General features: G+C 68.0%; 17 protein-coding genes. 9 read left to right on the top strand and 8 right to left on the bottom strand.

Features of this window, described 5'->3' with window-relative positions; genetic code table 11:
• Window positions 1-5: 5 nt before the first annotated feature.
• Genes ASE30_RS18820 through ASE30_RS18805 form a run of 4 tightly spaced genes read right to left on the bottom strand, consistent with a single transcriptional unit; the run spans window position 6 to window position 3,428 of the window.
• Entirely contained in the window at window positions 6-683 is a 678-nt protein-coding gene (locus ASE30_RS18820; RefSeq protein WP_057285776.1) for a DUF484 family protein, read from the bottom strand.
• Window positions 684-687: 4 nt separating this feature from the next.
• A complete protein-coding gene (gene dapF, locus ASE30_RS18815; protein ID WP_057285775.1) occupies window positions 688-1,599 on the bottom strand; it encodes a diaminopimelate epimerase in 912 nt (303 codons plus the stop codon).
• A 30-nt stretch (window positions 1,600-1,629) separates the two neighbouring features.
• Entirely contained in the window at window positions 1,630-2,520 is an 891-nt protein-coding gene (locus ASE30_RS18810) for a lysophospholipid acyltransferase family protein (RefSeq protein ID WP_057285774.1), read from the bottom strand.
• Window positions 2,521-2,561: 41 nt separating this feature from the next.
• Window positions 2,562-3,428 (bottom strand): lysophospholipid acyltransferase family protein, encoded by an 867-nt coding sequence (locus ASE30_RS18805; RefSeq protein WP_057285773.1) that lies wholly within the window; start codon window positions 3,426-3,428, stop codon window positions 2,562-2,564.
• A gap of 277 nt (window positions 3,429-3,705) precedes the next feature.
• On the opposite strand from ASE30_RS18805, the gene metK reads away from it, so the two are divergent.
• The 3 genes from metK (at window position 3,706) to ASE30_RS18790 (ending at window position 5,693) form a co-directional block, all read left to right on the top strand.
• Window positions 3,706-4,869 carry a methionine adenosyltransferase gene (metK, locus tag ASE30_RS18800; RefSeq protein ID WP_057285772.1) on the top strand — a complete coding sequence of 388 codons (1,164 nt, stop codon included), beginning with the start codon at window positions 3,706-3,708 and terminating at the stop codon, window positions 4,867-4,869.
• A gap of 153 nt (window positions 4,870-5,022) precedes the next feature.
• Window positions 5,023-5,277, top strand: a complete 255-nt coding sequence (locus ASE30_RS18795; RefSeq protein WP_057285771.1) for a type II toxin-antitoxin system Phd/YefM family antitoxin — start codon at window positions 5,023-5,025, stop codon at window positions 5,275-5,277.
• Entirely contained in the window at window positions 5,274-5,693 is a 420-nt protein-coding gene (locus ASE30_RS18790; protein WP_200964446.1) for a type II toxin-antitoxin system VapC family toxin, read from the top strand. Before ASE30_RS18795 ends, ASE30_RS18790 begins: the two co-directional genes overlap by 4 nt.
• A 46-nt stretch (window positions 5,694-5,739) precedes the next feature.
• On the opposite strand, the gene ASE30_RS18785 is transcribed toward ASE30_RS18790, so the two are convergent.
• From ASE30_RS18785 to ASE30_RS18775, 3 genes are read right to left on the bottom strand one after another with little or no spacing between them, the layout of a single operon-like run.
• Window positions 5,740-8,229 carry an ATP-binding cassette domain-containing protein gene (locus tag ASE30_RS18785; protein ID WP_057285769.1) on the bottom strand — a complete coding sequence of 830 codons (2,490 nt, stop codon included), beginning with the start codon at window positions 8,227-8,229 and terminating at the stop codon, window positions 5,740-5,742.
• Window positions 8,229-9,107, bottom strand: a complete 879-nt coding sequence (locus tag ASE30_RS18780; RefSeq protein ID WP_057285768.1) for a branched-chain amino acid ABC transporter permease — start codon at window positions 9,105-9,107, stop codon at window positions 8,229-8,231. Before ASE30_RS18780 ends, ASE30_RS18785 begins: the two co-directional genes overlap by 1 nt.
• A gap of 27 nt (window positions 9,108-9,134) precedes the next feature.
• Entirely contained in the window at window positions 9,135-10,325 is a 1,191-nt protein-coding gene (locus ASE30_RS18775) for an ABC transporter substrate-binding protein (RefSeq protein WP_057285767.1), read from the bottom strand.
• Between the two features lie 241 nt (window positions 10,326-10,566).
• On the opposite strand from ASE30_RS18775, the gene ASE30_RS18770 reads away from it, so the two are divergent.
• From ASE30_RS18770 to ASE30_RS18760, 3 genes are read left to right on the top strand one after another with little or no spacing between them, the layout of a single operon-like run.
• Complete coding sequence (locus ASE30_RS18770; protein WP_057285766.1) at window positions 10,567-11,523, top strand: polysaccharide deacetylase family protein; 957 nt, start codon at window positions 10,567-10,569, stop codon at window positions 11,521-11,523.
• A 44-nt stretch (window positions 11,524-11,567) separates the two neighbouring features.
• Window positions 11,568-12,362 (top strand): GntR family transcriptional regulator, encoded by a 795-nt coding sequence (locus tag ASE30_RS18765; protein ID WP_057285765.1) that lies wholly within the window; start codon window positions 11,568-11,570, stop codon window positions 12,360-12,362.
• Window position 12,363: 1 nt separating this feature from the next.
• A complete protein-coding gene (locus ASE30_RS18760; protein ID WP_057285764.1) occupies window positions 12,364-13,005 on the top strand; it encodes a flavin reductase family protein in 642 nt (213 codons plus the stop codon).
• A 4-nt stretch (window positions 13,006-13,009) separates the two neighbouring features.
• Here ASE30_RS18760 and ASE30_RS18755 read toward each other — a convergent pair whose 3' ends face one another.
• Window positions 13,010-13,933, bottom strand: a complete 924-nt coding sequence (locus ASE30_RS18755; RefSeq protein ID WP_057285763.1) for a LysR family transcriptional regulator — start codon at window positions 13,931-13,933, stop codon at window positions 13,010-13,012.
• A gap of 126 nt (window positions 13,934-14,059) precedes the next feature.
• On the opposite strand from ASE30_RS18755, the gene ASE30_RS18750 reads away from it, so the two are divergent.
• From ASE30_RS18750 to leuD, 3 genes are all read left to right on the top strand, one after another.
• Window positions 14,060-15,040, top strand: coding sequence for a tripartite tricarboxylate transporter substrate binding protein (locus ASE30_RS18750; RefSeq protein ID WP_057285762.1), 981 nt, complete (start codon window positions 14,060-14,062; stop codon window positions 15,038-15,040).
• An 82-nt stretch (window positions 15,041-15,122) separates the two neighbouring features.
• Window positions 15,123-16,544, top strand: coding sequence for a 3-isopropylmalate dehydratase large subunit (gene leuC, locus ASE30_RS18745; RefSeq protein ID WP_057285761.1), 1,422 nt, complete (start codon window positions 15,123-15,125; stop codon window positions 16,542-16,544).
• On the top strand, window positions 16,541-17,188 hold the full coding sequence (leuD, locus tag ASE30_RS18740; RefSeq protein WP_057285760.1) for a 3-isopropylmalate dehydratase small subunit: 648 nt from the start codon (window positions 16,541-16,543) through the stop codon (window positions 17,186-17,188). The genes leuC and leuD overlap by 4 nt, the downstream gene beginning before the upstream one ends.
• Window positions 17,189-17,198: the final 10 nt, after the last annotated feature.

Genomic DNA, 17,198 nt, shown 5'->3' with positions numbered 1-17,198 from the left:
TCATGTCAGGCCTTGGGCGTGGCCGGGTTCAGGCGGTGCAGTGCCGCCGACGCCAATTGGCCGACGGACTCCAGGAACGTCGTGCCCATTTCGGGCGTGAAGCGTTCGGCGTCGTCCGATCCCAGCACCAGCAGGCCGACCGCCGGGCCATCGGCTTCCAGCCGCAAGGGCACCAGGGCCAGCGACTTGGGTTTGCCATCCAGCCAGGCGACCGCTTCAAAGGCCGTGTCGGTACCGCAGTACGGCGCCTTCAGACTGTCGGTGAACGTTCGCACATCCTGCGTGACGGGCTCGCCATAGCCGTGCGGGGGCAGCTCGGACAGGTCCCACAGGCGCAGCGCGACGTGGTTCAGGTCGAACTGTTCGGCCAGGCCCAGCGCGATTTCGCCCGGTACCAGTTGCGGGTCGCATTCGGACAGCATCCGGCAGCACCACTTGGCCACGTGCGAGCCGATGGTTTCGTTGGCGGTGGCGTTGCGCACGAGTTCGTTCAGGCGCCATTCCAGTTCGCGGTTGCGTTCGCGCAGCGTGAGGATCTGGCGTTCGCCCAGCGAAATGGCGCGCGAGCCATGCGGGTGCGGCACCTGCAGGGTGGCGAAGACGTCGGCGTGCTGATCGAAGAAGTCGGGGTTCTCTTGCAGGAAGCCAGCGATGTCGTGGGCGGTGAAAGCGGTATCGGTCATAGGGTTATCGGTTCAGCGCCATGGAAAAGACGAGCTTGTCGATGTCGACCTGGCCCGTGAAGACGGATTCGGCGGGGCCGGTCATCCGTAGTTGTTCGCCGTTCCAGGCGACGGTCAGCACGCCGCCGCGCGCTTGCACGCGCACCGGGGAATCGAGCAGGCCGCGGCGGATGCCGGCCGCGACCGCGGCGCAGGCGCCCGTGCCGCAGGCGAGTGTCTCGCCCGCGCCGCGCTCAAAGACGCGCAGGCGGATGTTGTGGCGGTCGACGATCTGCATGAAACCGGCGTTGACCCGGCGCGGAAAGCGCGGATGGGTTTCGATCAGGGGGCCCAGGACGGACACGGGCGCGGTGTCGACGTCGTCGACCACCTGCACGGCGTGCGGATTGGAGATGGCCACGGCGGACACGGCGACCGAGCGCGGCAGGCCGGCGGGCGCGTCGAGCTCCAGGTCCCACAGCGTGTCCTGGCCCTGCGTGCGCGAGGCCAGGCCGGTGGTGTCGAACGGCAGGGCGGCGGGATCGAAACGGGTGCTGCCCATTTCCACGGTGACCTGTTCGTCGTCGCCCTCGTCCAGGACGAGAATGCCGGTGGCGATCTCGGCGCGCAGCGGGTTGCGGTCGGACAGGCCTTGTTCGTGCACGAAGCGCACGAAGCACCGCGCGCCGTTGCCGCAGTGTTCGACCTCGGAGCCGTCGGCGTTGAAGATGCGATAGCGGAAGTCCGCATCCGGCCGCGTGGCGCGCTCGACCAGAAGGATCTGGTCGGCGCCGATGCCGAAATGCCGGTCGCCGAGGGCGCGGGCGCGCTCGGGCGTCATTTCGATGGCCTGGCGGACGCCGTCGAGCACGACGAAATCGTTGCCCGCGCCATGCATTTTGGTGAAGTTCCAGTTCATCACGGGATTATCGCCCATTATTGCTGCGCGGGCGGCGCGCGCCGGGCGTCAGTAGAGCTTGGGCTCGCCGGGCGGACGCGTCTTGAAGCGGCGGTGGACCCAGTAGTACTGGCTGGGGCAGCGGCGCACCCAGGATTCCAGTTCCCGGTTCAACCTGGCGGTGGCGTCTTCCAGCGTGTCATCGCCCGGGAAGTCCGCCAGCGGGGGCAGGACGTCCATATGGTAGCGGCCGGTATCCGGGTTCCAGAAGCCGAGGATGGGCAGCACGGCGGCGTTCCATTTCCTGGCCAGTTGCGCGGTGGCGAGCAGCGTGGCTGCCTGGACGCCGAAGAAAGGCACGAAGACCGCCCCCTGGCGGCCGAAATCCATGTCCGGCAGGTAGTAGACGGGCCGGGGCGCGCGCAGGTGACGGATCAGTTCGCGCACGCCGTCCTTGCGGCTGACCTGGAACACCTCGTTGAAGCGGGCCCGTCCGGCGGAAACGACCGCATCGATGCGGGGATCGCTTTGCGGCGTGTACATGGTGGCGGAGCTGGGCAGCTCCAGCGTCAGCCGGGTGGCGGCGGCGTCCAGCCCGATGAAATGCGGCGCCAGCAGAATCACGGGGCGGCCCTGGGCAATCAGCGCGTTGATCTGCTCCGCGCCAGTCTGGGTCACCAGGTCTTTGACGGCCTCGGCAGAGCCGTACCAAAGCACGCCGCGATCCACGATGGATTGGGCCAGTGCGCGGAAGTGGTCGGCCGCCATGCGCTCGCGGACTGCCTCGGGCTGATCCGGGAAACACAGGGCAAGATTGCGGCGGACGATGTGCGCGCGCGATTTGGCCAGCCGCAGCCCCAGCCAGCCCAGGCAGGCGCCGACGCGCTGCCGGGTGGAGGGCCGCATGCGGGAAAACCACTTCAGCAGGGAAACCAGTGCGCGCGTTTTGAAATCAGTCATGGTATGAGGGGTTGGGCCGGGCCGCGGCAGGTGCGGCGGATTCAGCCTGCCGTGGACGCCGTGTCGGCGCCGGGCGCCGGCGGGGCGCCTCGCGGCGTCTTGTATCGGTTGTAGCTCCAGAGGTATTGCTCGGGGCAGCGGCGGATCAGCGTTTCCATGGCGGCGTTGAGCTGCGCGGCCTGGGACTCGGGGTCGTTGGGCAGCGGTTCGGGTACGCGCACATAGTGGATGCGCCAGCCGCGGCCATTGGGCAGCCGTTCTCCGGCGGTCAGGATGATGGGCACGTTGGTCTGGGTGGCCAGCTTGCCCGGCAGTGTCATCGTGTAGGCCATGCGTCCGAAAAAGGGCGCCCACACGCCGTCGCCGACGCTGGGCGCCTGGTCGGGCAGCATGCCCACCGATTCGCCCCGTCGCAGCGCGCGCACGAATTCCCGCACGCCTTGCATGTTCGCCGGCACGGCATTGACGTCCGAGCTGTTGCGCGCCGTTTCCAGCAAGGGGGCCAGGATGTCCTTGCGCGGCGGCCGGAACATGACCGTCATGGGCATCTGGCGGGCCAGGTAGCGGGCGGTGATCTCGAAACAGCCCAGATGCGGCGTCAGGAACAGGATGCCGCGCTTTTCGGCCCGCGCGGCGGCGACCACGTCGTTATCGTCCGACACCACCTGCGCCAGGCTTTCCTTGTTGCGGAACCAGACGCGGGGGTTTTCCAGGATCATGGCGCCCGTTTCGGCCGCGGCCCGGCGGGCGAACGCCGCGCCGGGGTAGCCGGCCTGGGCCGCGTTGGCCTGCAGGCGCCGCCGGTATTTGCCGGGCCAGGCGTAGACGGCGCGGCCCGCGACCCGCCCGATGGCGTGCGCGACGGGGAGCGGCAAGGCGGCGAAGAGGCGGAACAGGGGGAGCAGCATTCGGCAAAAGGGTGAGAACGGGCAGAGTAATACCGGTGCTCGAGGAATATGCATACACCCCGAGCGCGAGCATAGGAACGGCATTTTCGCTTAAAATGCCCTCAGTCGCCGAGTTAACCGACAACTTGCGGGGCGACGGCAAGGGTGCGGCGTTTTGCGCGGCCATTGCCAAATCCGCTAAAGCGTCGCGCCCAGATGGTGTATGCCATGCCAAAACGGGGTGCAACGCGCCTCGTGAACCTAAGCGCCGGCAAGGCCGGACACCAAGGACGCATCTGTGGCCAATAACGATTTTCTCTTTACTTCCGAATCCGTATCCGAAGGGCACCCCGACAAGGTCGCCGACCAGATTTCCGATTCGATTCTCGACGCCATCTTCACCCAGGATCCCAACGCGCGCGTCGCAGCCGAAACGCTGTGCAACACGGGCCTGGTCGTGCTGGCTGGCGAAATCACCACCACCGCCAACGTCGACTACATCCAGGTCGCGCGCGACACGATCCGCCGCATCGGTTACGACAACACCGAGTACGGCATCGACTACAAGGGTTGCGCGGTGCTGGTCGCCTACGACAAGCAATCGCCCGACATCGCGCAGGGCGTGGACCGCAGCTCGGAAGACTACCTGAACCAGGGCGCGGGCGACCAAGGCCTGATGTTCGGCTACGCGTGCGATGAAACGCCCGACCTGATGCCGGCTCCGATCTGGTACGCGCACCGCCTGGTGCAGCGCCAGAGCGAACTGCGCAAGGACGGCCGCCTGCCGTGGCTGCGTCCCGACGCCAAGTCGCAAGTGACGTTCCGCTACATCGACGGCCGCCCGGCGGAAGTCGACACCGTGGTGCTGTCGACCCAGCACGCGCCCGAGGTCACGCAAGAGACCATCCGCGAAGCGGTCATCGAAGACATCATCAAGCCCAGCTTCCCCGAGGGCCTGATCACGCCGCAAACGAAGTTCCTGGTCAACCCGACCGGCCGCTTCGTCATCGGCGGCCCGCAAGGCGATTGCGGCCTGACCGGCCGCAAGATCATCGTCGACACCTACGGCGGCGCCTGCCCCCACGGCGGCGGTGCCTTCTCGGGCAAGGATCCGTCCAAGGTCGACCGTTCGGCCGCCTATGCCGCCCGCTATGTGGCCAAGAACATCGTGGCCGCCGGGCTGGCGCGCCAGTGCCAGGTGCAGGTCAGCTACGCCATCGGCGTGGCCGAACCCATCAACATCACCGTCTACACCGAAGGCACCGGCGTCATCCCCGACGACCAGATCGCCAAGCTGGTGCGCGAGCACTTCGACCTGCGCCCCAAGGGCATCGTGAACATGCTGGACCTGCTGCGCCCGATCTACGCCAAGACCGCCGCCTATGGCCACTTCGGCCGTTCGGAGCCGGAGTTCTCGTGGGAAGCCACGGACAAGGTCCAGGAACTGAAGAAGTCCGTCTGACAAAGACACCCCCTGAATCGGTCGTGATTCACGGCCTGATTCGACAAGACGCCCCCGCGGACGCGGGGGCGTCTTGCATTGGGGCTGCGGGGTTCTTGCGCCGGTGTTTTTCATGTAGTAATGTACCTACAAATACTTGCACGGAGGCGCTACATGACCATTACCACCTTATCGAGCCGTGAGTTGAACCAAGACGTCAGCCGTGCAAAGAAAGCAGCCAACGACGGCCCGGTGTTCATTACGGACCGAGGCAGGCCTGCTCATGTGCTCTTGAGCTTCGAGGATTATCAACGGCTCACCAGGCAGCGTCGCAACATCGCGGATGCGCTGGCAATGCCGGGCGTGGCTGACATAGAATTTGACCCACCGCGCACGACTATCGGAACCCGGCCGGTTGATTTGGCATGATGTACGTTCTCGATACCAATGTGGTGTCAGAACTGCGCAAGGTGCGGCTCGGAAAGGTCGAAGCGAAGGTTTCGGCGTGGACAGAAAGCGTTGATGCCGCCGATCTTTTCGTTTCGGCAATCACCATCCTGGAGCTGGAGCTCGGCGTCCTGGCGATGGAACGCAAAGATGCCGCTCAAGGGGCCATGTTGCGCTCATGGCTGGAGCAGCATGTATTGCCTGAGTTCTCGGGCCGCACGTTGCCTGTCGATACCGCTGTGGCGCTGCGCTGCGCTCGACTTCACGTACCCGATAAGCGCGGCGAACGCGATGCGCTCATTGCGGCAACTGCCCTCGTGCACGGCATGGCGGTGGTCACGCGCAACGTGGCGGATTTCAAGCCCACGGGCGTGACAGTCATCAATCCATGGGATTGACCACCGCCTATCCGGCGGCAACAGGGAGTGCCGAAGTTCATTCCACCTACGCGCCCAGATACGCGCGGGCCAATGCACCGTCCTGCGCGATGTCGGCCGCGCTGCCATGCGCCGCGACGCGGCCGGATTCCAGCACATAGGCGCGGTCGGCCAGGGACAGCGCCAGCGCGGCCATCTGGTCCACCAGCAGGATGGTCATGGATTCGGCGCGCAGCCGGTCCAGGGCCTCGAACAGCTCGTCGATGATCTTCGGCGCCAGGCCGAGCGACGGCTCATCCAGCAACAGGATGACGGGCTTGGACATCAGCCCGCGCGCAATCGCCAACATCTGCTGTTCGCCGCCCGACAAGAGGCCGGCGCGCTGGTGCAGGCGTTCGCGCAGGCGCGGGAAACGCGTGAGCATTTCCTCGACCCGCTCGTCCCGGTCCTGCGGATGCAGGAATGCGCCCAGGCGGATGTTGTCCAGCACGCTCAGGCCCGGAAACACCTGACGGCCTTCGGGTACCAGCACGAGGCCGCGCGCCACGATGCGGTCGGCGGCCAGGCCGTGCAGTTCCTGCCCCTGCAGATGCATGCCGCCCTGGGCGGGCCGGTGCAACCCGGCCAGCGTGCGCATCAGCGTCGACTTGCCGGCGCCGTTGGCGCCCAGCAGCGCCACCATTTCGCCCTGCCTGACCTGCAGATCGATGCCGTGCAGCACCGGGTTGGCGCCATAGCCGGTGGTGAGATTGCCCACGCCCAGGACTTCGGGCGGCAGGGCGGCACCCGGCGGCCGGGTCGGCGCGGCGGGCGCGCGGCGCGCCGTCTCGTCGCCCAGATAGGCCTGACGCACCGCGGCGGATTGCTGGATCTCGGCGGCGCTGCCTTGCGCCAGTTCGCGGCCGGCGTCGATGGCGACGATGTGATCGGACACGCCCATCACCAGCGCCATGTCGTGCTCGACCAGCAGGACGCCCGCGCCGGCTTCGGCAATGCGCCGCAACAGCCCTGCCAGCCGCGTCTTGTCTTCACGCGACAGGCCGGCCGCGGGTTCGTCCATCAGCAGGATGTCGGCGTCGGTGGCGAGCGCGCGGGCTATCTCGACCAGCCGCCGGTCCACGTGCGGCAGATCCGCGGCGGGCACGTTCAGGGCGCCTTCGTAGCCGCAGAATGCCAGCAGGGCGCGCGCGCGTTCGCGGACATCGGCGGCCAGGTAGCGGCGCGAGGCCAGCAGGCCGCCCAGGCGGCCGCGCAGCATGCCCAGCGCGACGTTGTCTTCGACGCTCAGGGTGTCGAACAGCTGCGAGGTCTGGTAGGTGCGGGCGATGCCGCCGCGCGCCACCCGATGGGCCGGCAGTCCGGCCAGCGCCTGGCCACCCAGCGCCACGGCGCCGCTGGTGGGCTGGTAGTAGCCGCTGAGCATGTTGATGACGGTGGATTTGCCCGCGCCGTTGGGCCCGATCAGGGCAGTCACGGCGGCGGGCGGCACCGTGAACGACACGGCCTGCACCGCGCGCACGCCGCCGAACGTCATGGTCAGCGCATCCGCCTGCAAGAGCCGCCGCGGCCGGCCGGTGGCGGGCATGGCGCCATGGCGGGGCGCCAGCGCGCGGCCGTCGGCGCCGCGCCGCCAGCGCGCCAGCAGGCCCGCCGCGCCGTCGGGCGCGGCCCACAGCACCACAAGCAGGAAGGCGCCGAAGAACAGCAGCCGGTACTCCTCCAGGCTGGACAGCATCTCCGGCAGCAGGCCCACCACCACGGCGCCCAGCAAGGGGCCCGCGAGCGAGCCGGCGCCACCGATGGTCACCGCCAGCACGAACAGGATGGACTGCATGAAGTTGAAATTGTGCGGAGTGATCATGCCGGCCTGCGGGGCATAGAGTCCGCCCGCCAGGCCGACCACGGCGGCCGACACCATGAACGCCGCCGCTTTCACCGCCAGCGGGTTGATGCCGATCGACTCGCTGGCGGTCTCGCTGTCCTTGACCGCGCGCATCGCGGCGCCCCAGGTGCCGCGCGACAGCAGCGCATAGCCCGCCAGCGCGGCGAACACGGCCACGATGGCCAGCATGGCCACGCCACGGTCACCGCCGATGCCGCCCAGCGCGGGCTGCGCGATGCCCATCAGGCCGTTCTGCCCGCCGGTCAACGATCCGCCTTCAATCAGCGCGTGCTCGACGATCAGGCCGAAGGCAATGGTGATCATCGCCAGGTAGGGACCTTTCACGCGCAGGGCCGGCACGGCCAGCAGCAGGCCGAACGCGGCGCAGACCAGCGCCGCGGCCGGCCAGGCCAGCCAGAAGCTCCACCCGGCCTGGCCGGTGAGGATCGCCACGGTGTACGCGCCGATGGCATAAAAGCCCGCGTGGCCGAACGACATCTGGCCGGTCAGGCCCAGGAGCACGTTCAGACCGATGCCGGCCAGCGCCAGCAGCGCCACGTTGCCCAGCACGAACACGTAGTAGCCATTGACCGTGGCGGCCAGGACCAGGGCGGCGGCGGCCAGCATGGCATAGAGCGCCAGCGGCAGCCAGCGCGTTGCGAGGTGCTTGTTCATCAGACCTTCCTTACTTCGGCGTGCCCGAACAGGCCGTTGGGGCGCACGGCCAACATGACGATCACCAGCGTGAAACTGATGATCTGGGTGTAGCCGGAGCCCAGGGCCACGGTGATCAGCGCTTCGACCACCCCGAACAGCAATCCGGCGATCATCACGCCCCACGCGCTGGTGATGCCGCCCAGGATGGCGACCACGTAGGCCTTCAGGCCGAAGAGGGTGCCCATGTCGGCCTGCACATTGAACAGCGGGGCGACCAGCGCGCCCGCCACGCCCGCGAACAGCGTCGACACGGCGAAGGCGGCCATGATGGCGCGGCGCACGGGAATGCCCATCAGCCGCGCCGCGTTCGGGTTCTGCACGACCGCCAGCAGCGCCACGCCCCAGCGGGTGCGGCGCGACAGCGCATGCAGCGCGGCGGCCAGCGCCAGGCCCACCAGCGGGATCAGCAGTTGCAAGGGGTAGACGCCCAGGCCCAGCCCGCCGATCTCCAGCGGCGCCTGGGCCAGCGGCGATGGCAGGCTGCGCGGCTCCTTGCCGAAGGTGAACATGACCACGTTGTCCAGCACGATGCCCAGCGCCACCGTGGACATGAGCCAGGCATTGGAGCCGCGGCTGGCGAAGGGCCGCACCGCCAGCCGCTCCACCACCAGGCCATAGAGCGCGCAGAACGCCAGCGCCAGCGGCAGGGCGGCCGCCAGCGGCCAGCCCAGCGTCTGGGCGAACGTGTAGGTCAGCACGGCGCCCAGCATCATGGAACTGCCCTGGGCGAAATTCACCGTGCCCGATACGGCGTAGGTCAGGTAGAAGCCCAGGGCCATCAGCCCGTACATGCTTCCCAACCCCAGGCCGCTGACAATGGCGGACATCAACAACATGCGCGTCTCCCGCGTGATCCGGCTGGTTTACTGCGCGCCCTTGACGGGCAGGATGCGGTTGTCGATGAACTGCGTCCACACGTAGTCGTCCTCGCGCAGCGCGTCGTGCGAGGCCGGCGTGAAGGGCTGTTCGTAGGTCTTGATCAGGCCTTCGTACGTGCCGATCTTGTAGAAGCCCTGGCGCACCGCGTCGCCGTCGGTGGAGCCCGCCTGCGCGATGGCCAGCGCGGCAAGCTGCATGCCGTCGTAGGCGTTGGCCACGCCCACGGCGGGCGTGATGTCCTGCGGCCCCTTGATGTCGGCGTACTTGGTCTTGAGCGCCTGCATGACCTTGTCGCCCACGGGCCCCTGCTTGGCGAAGAAGCTGTAGGTCTGGACGAAATGCACGTTCTTGGCGTTCGGACCCGCCAGTTCGGTGAAACGGCCTCCCGCGGGCCCCCAGTGCGACACGACCGGCACCTTCCAGCCCATGCGGTCCAGCGACTTCACGACCTGAGCCGACGGTCCCACGTTGCCGACCAGGAACAGGGTGTCGGCGCCCGCGGCCTTCAGGCGGCTGAGCTGGGGCACGATGTCCAGGTCGTTGGGCTGGAATTTCTCGACCCCGGCGGGCGTGACCTTGGCCGCGGCCAGCGCGGCGTTCAGGCCTTTTTCGTTGGATTCGCCCCAAGGGTTGTTCACCAGGATCATGCCGGGCTTGGCGCTCTGGAAGGTCTTCTGCGCGTACTGCACCATTGCGCTGTCGACGATCTCGTCCATGGCGGACACGCGGAACACGAAATTGGGATTGCCCTTGTTCTGCGTGATGGCCGTGCCGGCGGCCCACGGGCCCATGAACGGCACCTTCTCCTGGTTCGCGATGGGCACGATGGCCATCGAGACCGGCGTGTCCAGGCCGCCGAACAGCACGGCCACCTTTTCCTTGTAGATGAGCTCGCGCGCCGCGGCCATGCCCTTGGCGGGATTGCCTTCGTCGTCGCGCCGCACCAGCACGATCTGGCGGCCGCCCAGCAGGCCGCCACGCGCGTTGATCTCATCGATGGCCACGGTCATGCCGCGCGTCAGCGCTTCGCCGGCGCGCGCCGATTCTCCGGACAGCGCGGTGATCAGGCCGATCTTGATCGGGTCCGCGGCAAGTGCCGGTTGCAGGGCGAAGCCCGCGGCGAAGAGGGCGGCGGCGGTTGCGCGGAGCATGAAGGAACGGCGGGTCGGGATCATCGGGCACTCCTGGAAAAAGTGGAATGAATCTTGCATGGGGTTAAGTGCTGCTCTGGTTCCCCATGCAAGATCCATGCCACCCGATCCGACCGGCTCGCCGAGCATCGCCGCCGCCCCGCCACCGTGGGGCGGGGCGGGGAATACGGCGCGGAGTTGCCAGGGCAGTTCACATCACAAATAAATTTTGTCGCCAAAACATCAGCAGTTTTGTTCACAATCATGCATCGGGATTTGCACCAAAATGAACCCATCTTCGCTTCAAGGCACTAAACCGGGGCGTGACGGCGCGTCCGCCTGGACGCCGGCCCCGTTGACCGGCCATGACCGCTTTCCCTACCAGCCGATTGCCGGGCGGGCGGATTATTCATGGCCCAACGGCGCCCGCCTGGCGGTGTACCTGGGCTTCAACATCGAACACTTCGCCTTCGGCGAAGGACTGGGCGCAGAGCTGGGCCCGGCATCGCCGCACCCCGACGTGCTCAATTACGCCTGGCGCGAATACGGCAACCGCGTGGGCGCCTGGCGCTGCCTGGAATTGTTCGACGAGCTGCGCCTGCCTGCCGGTGTCCTGATCAACACCGCGCTGTATGAGCACTGCCCGGAACTGGTGGACGCCTTTCATGCGCGCGGCGACGAACTGATCGGGCACGGCTACAGCAACGCGCACCGGCAGGGCGGCTTGCCGGAGGCCGAGGAAAGGGCGCTGCTCGCGCATTGCCGCGACCGCATCCTGCGGCACGCCGGCAGCGAGCCCGCCGGCTGGCTGTCTCCGTGGATCTCCGAGAGCCGCTCCACGCCCGACCTGCTGGCCGAGGCGGGCTACCGCTACACGCTGAACTGGTGCCACGACGACCAGCCCATGCGCATGCGCACCCGCGCGGGCGACCTGTGGGCGATTCCCTATCCGCAGGAGCTCAACGACATTCCCATGATCATGGGCCGCAAGATGGACGCGCGCGATTTTGCCGATATGATTCTTGACCAGTTCGAGGAAATGCGCGCGCAGGCGGCCCGCCAGCCGCTCGTCATGGGCATCGCGCTGCATCCCTATATTGTTGGCCAGCCCTATCGCTTGCGGCACCTGCGGCGCGCGTTGGCGCCGCTTGCCGCCGCGCGCGACCGCGGCGAGATCTGGTTCACTACGCCGGGTCAGATCTGCCGCCATGTGGACAGCCTGCCGCCCGGCGTCATCGCCTAGCGCCGCCCCGACCATTCCGTTTCCTCCGCTGAACCGAGTTATCCATGTCCACCCGAAGCCCCGCCAAACCTCGCTCCCCCCGCACCGCCCGGCCGAAGACCGCGAACGAACCCGCGCCTGGCCAGCAAGAAGCCGGCGGCAGGTCCGATGCGCCCGGCGCGGGCAATCCCGATGCCGACCTGGAGCGCCGCATCTGCGAAGCGGTTTATGAAAGCGTGATGAGCCAGCGCCTGACGCCCGGCACCAAACTGCCCGAGGCGGCGATCTGCGACCTGTTCGGGGTGTCGCGGTCGGTGGCGCGCAAGGCCTTGCAGCGCCTGGCGCACGAGCATGTGGTGGATCTGCACCACAACCGGGGCGCCGTGGTGGCCGAGCCCACGCCCGAAGACACGCGCCAGATATTCCAGGCGCGCCGTGCGCTGGAGGCCGCCCTGGTGCCGCTGGCCGCGGCCCGCGCCACCAAGGCCGACTTCGTTTCGCTGCGCAAGCAATTGCGCGACGAGCACGCGCTGCTGCACCGGGCCGGCCAGCCCGCCTGGGCGCGGCAGGCCAGCGCCTTCCACGTCCGGCTGGGCGAGCTGTCGGGCAACACGATCCTTCACGGCTATCTGGCCGAGCTGGTGTCGCGCTGCTCGCTGATCGTGGCCCTGTACGAACCGCCCGGCAATGCCGCGTGCGAACACGGCGAACACGTGCTGATCGTGGACCTGATGGAGCGCGGCGACGTGGCCGAGGCCGTGCAAATCAACGACAACCACCTTGCGGACCTGGAACGGCGGATCAGCCTGGAACGCCCGCAACCCGCTCAAACCCTTGCCCAGATGCTGGGACTGGCCTGACATGGAAATCGATTTCGACGCAATTACCGAATATCAGCGCTACAAGCTGATGGCCAGCCTGATCGTGCCCCGGCCGATCGCGCTGATCACCACCCTGTCCGAGACCGGCGTGGTCAACGCCGCGCCGTTCAGCATGTTCAACATGCTGGGCGAAGACCCGCCCATCGTGATGGTCAGCATCAACCGGCTGGAGGACGGCGGCCTGAAGGACACCGCCGTCAACATCGCGCGCGACAAGGAATTCGTGGTTCACCTGACCGACGAAGCCATGGCGGAAAAGATGCACCGCTGCGGCGACCGGCTGCCGTCGGACGTCAGCGAACTGGCGCACGCGGGCCTGGACGCGGCGCCCAGCCATCGCGTGGCGCCGCCGCGCATCGTGCAGGCACCCGTCGCGTTCGAATGCACGCTATTCGAAACCATGGAGACCGCCAGCCGGCAGATCTTCATTGGACAGGTGCGCTGGCTGCATGCGCGGGACGGCCTGATCGACACGGAGACCTGGCGGGTGCGCCTGCAGGATTACTTTCCGGTGGGCCGCTTCGGGGCCAGCTTCTATGTCACGACGCGCGACCGCTACGCCATCGGCGCGGACAGCGCGCCCGCGGGCGCCGGCGCCAGCACGCCCATCGACGAAATCTGAGCCTTCACCAGACCGTGCCGCCTGCGCCCGGCGCCCGCAGGTGGCGGGCGAAGCGCCGCGACAGGAACTCCACGAAGGCCAGTGTCTTGGCCGGCAGGTTCAGCCGCTCCGGATACAGCGCGTGGATGTCGGCGGGCGGGGTGCGCCAGTCGGTCAGCACTTCGCGCAGCCGGCCCGCGCGCAGGTAGGCGGCCGTTTCCCATTCGGACCGCATGACGATGCCGTGGCCATCCAGCGCCCACTCCAGCGCGCTCTGCCCGTCGTTTGAACTGACCGGACCGCGCACCTTCACGGTTTCCGCGCGCGGGCCCGATTCCAGCCGCCATGTGCCGTAGGCGACGTCGTTCTCGCGCACGACGATGCAGCGGTGGCGCTGCAGTTCGCCGGGGGTGCGGGGTTCGCCGTAGGTGTCCAGGTAGCGCGGCGACGCGCACAGCAACCGCCGGTTGGATGCGATCTTGCGCGCGGTCAGGCGCGCGTCCGGCAGGTCGCCAAACCGCACCGCCACGTCAACGCCTTCCTCGATCAGGTTCAGCGGCCTGTCGGTCAGCCGCATCTGCACTTCCACGTCGGGGTATTCGCGGCAGAAGTCCGATACGGCCGGCACGATGTGGGCGCGTCCGAAGCCGAACGTCGCGTTCAGCCGCAGCAGGCCCTGGGGCTGCGCGCGCGCGCTGGAAACCGAGCGCTCCAGCGCTTCCAGATCGGCCAGGATGCGACCGCCTTCGGCAAGATACAGCTCGCCTTCCTGCGTGACGCTGACCCGGCGGGTCGTGCGGTTCAGCAGGCGCACGCCCAGGCGCTGTTCCAGCTTGGCCAGCCGCGTGCTGACGGCGGGCGGCGTCAGCCCCAGTTCACGCGCGGTGGCCGACAGGTTGCCGTGCTTGACCACCAGGGAAAAGAAGGCGAGATCCGAGAGCGCGTCCATAGGCTTATTTATAAATCATATTTAATAAAGCTTTAGGTTTTCACGGAATTATAAGAACCCACCCGGCCTATACACTGGTCTCACCGATACAGAGCCGCCCGACGCGGCCAGACGAGGAGACCAGAAATGAAGATAAGCAAAGGGGCCGGCGCATTGTGCGCGGCCATCGCCGCATCCTGTTGGGCTCATCCGGCCGCCGCCGCCAATGCCTTTCCCGAGCGCGCGGTGACGCTGGTGGTTCCGTTCGCGCCCGGAGGCAGCGTGGACATCGCCGCGCGCCTGATCTCCGACGCCTGGGGCCGGGCGCTGGGCCAGAGCGTGATCGTGGAGAACCGCGCCGGCGCCTCCGGCAACATCGGCATGGCGGCCGTCGCGCGCGCCGAACCCAACGGCTATACGCTCGGCATCAACACCATGTCGCTGGCCATCAATCCGGCGCTCTTCAAGACCATGCCGTTCGATACGGCCAAGGACCTGCGTTCAGTCGGCACGGTGGGCACGTCCCAGCATGTGCTGACGGTGACCAACGGGCTGCCGGTGGCCTCGGTGAGCGACCTGCTGGCCTACGTGCGGGCCCGCCCTGCCAACGATCTGAGCTTCGGTTCCGCTGGCACGGGCAGCACCTTCCATATGGCGGCGGAGCTGTTCAAGTCCGTGTCGAAGACGCAGATCCTGCACGTCCCGTACAAGGGCGGCGGCCCCGCCATGCTGGACACCATCAGCGGGCAGGTGCAGATGAGCTTTCCGGTGCTGTCCGCCGCCAAGCCGCAAGTCGACGGCAAGAAGCTGCGCGCACTGGGCGTAACCGGCACCAAGCGTTCGCCGCTGCTGCCGGATGTGCCCACCATCGCCGAGTCCGGCCTGCCGGGCTATGAGTTCAATACCTGGTTTGTCATCAGCGCGCCCGCCGGCACGCCGCAGCCGGTCATCGACACGTTGAACGCCAAGCTGGGAGAGGCGCTGCGATCGCCGGAGCTGACGCAGCGCATGCAAAAAGAGGGATTCGATCCCCTGATTTCCGCGCCGGACAAGGCCGACGCCATGGTTGCCGCCGAAATGACGCGGTGGTCCGGCATCGTCAAGGACGCGGGAATCCAGGCCAACTAGGGGCCGAGGACTGGCCCCTGCGGATCGCCATACAAGCCGCCCGCGCGTGCCGCGGGCGCATTCATCATCAAGGAAGCCAGACATGCCCGGCATGACGCTGTACGACAAACTGGTGGCCAGCCATGAGGTGGCCCGGATCGACGACGAGCACGTCCTGCTTTACGTCGACCTGCACATCATGAACGAATACACCAGTCCGCAAGCCTTCAGCGGCCTGGCCGCGCGTGGACGTCCGGTGCTGCGCCCCGGGCAGCAGATGGCGGTGGTGGATCACATCATCCCCACGCATCCGGTGCCCGCCGCGCTGCGCGTGATCGCCGACGACGCCTCGTCGCGGCAGGCGCTCAACCTGAAGCGCAATTGCGATGCGGCGCGCATCGCGCTGTTCGACACCACCGACCCGCTGCAGGGAATCGAACACGTCATCGCGCCCGAGCACGGCATGATCCTGCCCGGCATGGTGGTGCTGTGCGGCGACAGCCACACAACCACCTACGGCGCGCTGGGGGCCCTGGGTTTCGGCATCGGGACGTCCGAGGTCGAACATATCCTGGCCACCCAAACGCTGGTCTACCGCGTGGCGCGCAACATGCGCATCCGTGTCGACGGCGTGTTGCCGGCCGGCGTGTCGGCCAAGGACCTCGTCATCTACATCGTGCATCGCATTGGCGCGCAAGGCGCGCGCGGGCATGCCGTGGAGTTCTGCGGCGAGGCGATCGCCGCGCTGTCCGCCGAGGCGCGCATGACCCTGTGCAACATGACGGTCGAGGCGGGGGCGCGCGCCGCGTTGATCGCGCCGGACGCCGTCACCGATGCGTATGTCGCCGCGCATGCGCCGCAACTGCACGGCGAGGCGCTGCGCCAGGCCCGCGAGTACTGGGCCACGCTGCGCACGGACGGCGACGCCGGCTTCGACATCGAACATGCTTTCGACGCGGCCGGGATCGCGCCATTCGTGACCTGGGGCACCAGCCCGGACCAGGCCGTGCCGGTCGACGGCAGGGTTCCGGATCCACAGGCCGAACCCGATACGCTGGCCCGGCTGGCGCTGGAAAAGGCTATGGACTATATCGGCCTGGCCGCCGGCGCGCCGATCGCCGGCGTGCCGATCGACCGGGTCTTCATCGGTTCCTGCACCAACGGCCGCATCGAAGACCTGCGCGTGGTGGCGGGGCTGGCGCGCGGCAGGAAGGTCGCGGCCGGCGTGCGGGCGATGGTGGTGCCTGGGTCCGGCGCGGTGCGCGCGCAGGCCGAAGCGGAAGGGCTGGCCGCGCAGTTGATCGAGGCCGGATTCGAATGGCGCCAGCCGGGCTGTTCGATGTGCCTGGCCATGAACGACGACGTGCTGCGGCCGGGCGAGCGCTGCGCGTCCACCACCAACCGGAATTTCGAGGGACGCCAGGGACGGGCAGGGCGCACGCACCTGATGAGCCCGGCCATGGCGGCGGCCGCCGCGCTGGCGGGCCGCATCGTGGACGTGCGCGAATGGGGAGACACCAAATGAATGCCGTGATCGAGGGCGTTGCCGCGCCGCTGCCGTATTCCAATCTGGACACCGACCAGATCATGCCCAAGCAGTTCCTGCGCATCATCGACAAGGCCGGGCTGGACAAGGGCCTGCTGTACGACCTCCGCTTCGACGAGCGGGGCGAGCCACGGCCCGATTGCGTGCTGAACCAGGACGCCTACGCGGGGGCGTCCATCCTGGTGGCGGGGCCGAACTTCGGCTGCGGCTCCAGCCGCGAGCACGCGGTGTGGGGCCTGCAGCAGTTCGGCATCCGCGCCGTGATCGCGGCCAGCTTTGGCGAGATCTTCTACTTCAACGCCTTGAACAACGGCCTGCTGCTGGTGACCTTGCCGCCGGCGGCGGTCGACGCCCTGCTTGCGCGGGTGACCGATGCGTCCGCGGCCGGCAACCGCGTCGGCATCGACCTGCTGGCCGGCCAGGTGCGCGCCGCCGACGGCTGGACGGCGGGCTTCGATCTGCCCGACCGGCATCGCCGCATGTTCGCGCAGGGGCAGGACATGGTGGGGGCGTCGCTGCTGCAACTGGCCGATGTGGAGCGCTTCGAAGCGCGTCATTGGGCGCGCTTTCCCTGGATGAAGGACGTGGCGCGCCGCGTGCGCGACCGGCTGGACGCCGCCTGAGGCCTGTGCA

The sequence above is a fragment of the Achromobacter sp. Root83 genome (assembly GCF_001428845.1).
GTDB lineage: Bacteria > Pseudomonadota > Gammaproteobacteria > Burkholderiales > Burkholderiaceae_B > Achromobacter.
Note: the sequence above shows the minus strand (reverse complement) of the source record. Positions and strands in the feature narration are given on the sequence as shown.

Bases quoted from the DNA above. Each gene is read 5' to 3' on its own strand.
- ASE30_RS18765 (WP_057285765.1), top strand. From the start codon at position 11,568: ATGTCCACCCGAAGCCCCGCCAAACCTCGCTCCCCCCGCACCGCCCGG.
- ASE30_RS18810 (WP_057285774.1), bottom strand. From the start codon at position 2,520: ATGACTGATTTCAAAACGCGCGCACTGGTTTCCCTGCTGAAGTGGTTT.
- leuC (WP_057285761.1), top strand. From the start codon at position 15,123: ATGCCCGGCATGACGCTGTACGACAAACTGGTGGCCAGCCATGAGGTG.
- ASE30_RS18805 (WP_057285773.1), bottom strand. From the start codon at position 3,428: ATGCTGCTCCCCCTGTTCCGCCTCTTCGCCGCCTTGCCGCTCCCCGTC.
- ASE30_RS18770 (WP_057285766.1), top strand. From the start codon at position 10,567: ATGAACCCATCTTCGCTTCAAGGCACTAAACCGGGGCGTGACGGCGCG.
- ASE30_RS18755 (WP_057285763.1), bottom strand. From the start codon at position 13,933: ATGGACGCGCTCTCGGATCTCGCCTTCTTTTCCCTGGTGGTCAAGCAC.
- dapF (WP_057285775.1), bottom strand. From the start codon at position 1,599: ATGGGCGATAATCCCGTGATGAACTGGAACTTCACCAAAATGCATGGC.
- ASE30_RS18775 (WP_057285767.1), bottom strand. From the start codon at position 10,325: ATGATCCCGACCCGCCGTTCCTTCATGCTCCGCGCAACCGCCGCCGCC.
- ASE30_RS18820 (WP_057285776.1), bottom strand. From the start codon at position 683: ATGACCGATACCGCTTTCACCGCCCACGACATCGCTGGCTTCCTGCAA.
- ASE30_RS18760 (WP_057285764.1), top strand. From the start codon at position 12,364: ATGGAAATCGATTTCGACGCAATTACCGAATATCAGCGCTACAAGCTG.
- ASE30_RS18780 (WP_057285768.1), bottom strand. From the start codon at position 9,107: ATGTTGTTGATGTCCGCCATTGTCAGCGGCCTGGGGTTGGGAAGCATG.
- ASE30_RS18750 (WP_057285762.1), top strand. From the start codon at position 14,060: ATGAAGATAAGCAAAGGGGCCGGCGCATTGTGCGCGGCCATCGCCGCA.
- leuD (WP_057285760.1), top strand. From the start codon at position 16,541: ATGAATGCCGTGATCGAGGGCGTTGCCGCGCCGCTGCCGTATTCCAAT.
- ASE30_RS18795 (WP_057285771.1), top strand. From the start codon at position 5,023: ATGACCATTACCACCTTATCGAGCCGTGAGTTGAACCAAGACGTCAGC.
- ASE30_RS18785 (WP_057285769.1), bottom strand. From the start codon at position 8,229: ATGAACAAGCACCTCGCAACGCGCTGGCTGCCGCTGGCGCTCTATGCC.
- ASE30_RS18790 (WP_200964446.1), top strand. From the start codon at position 5,274: ATGATGTACGTTCTCGATACCAATGTGGTGTCAGAACTGCGCAAGGTG.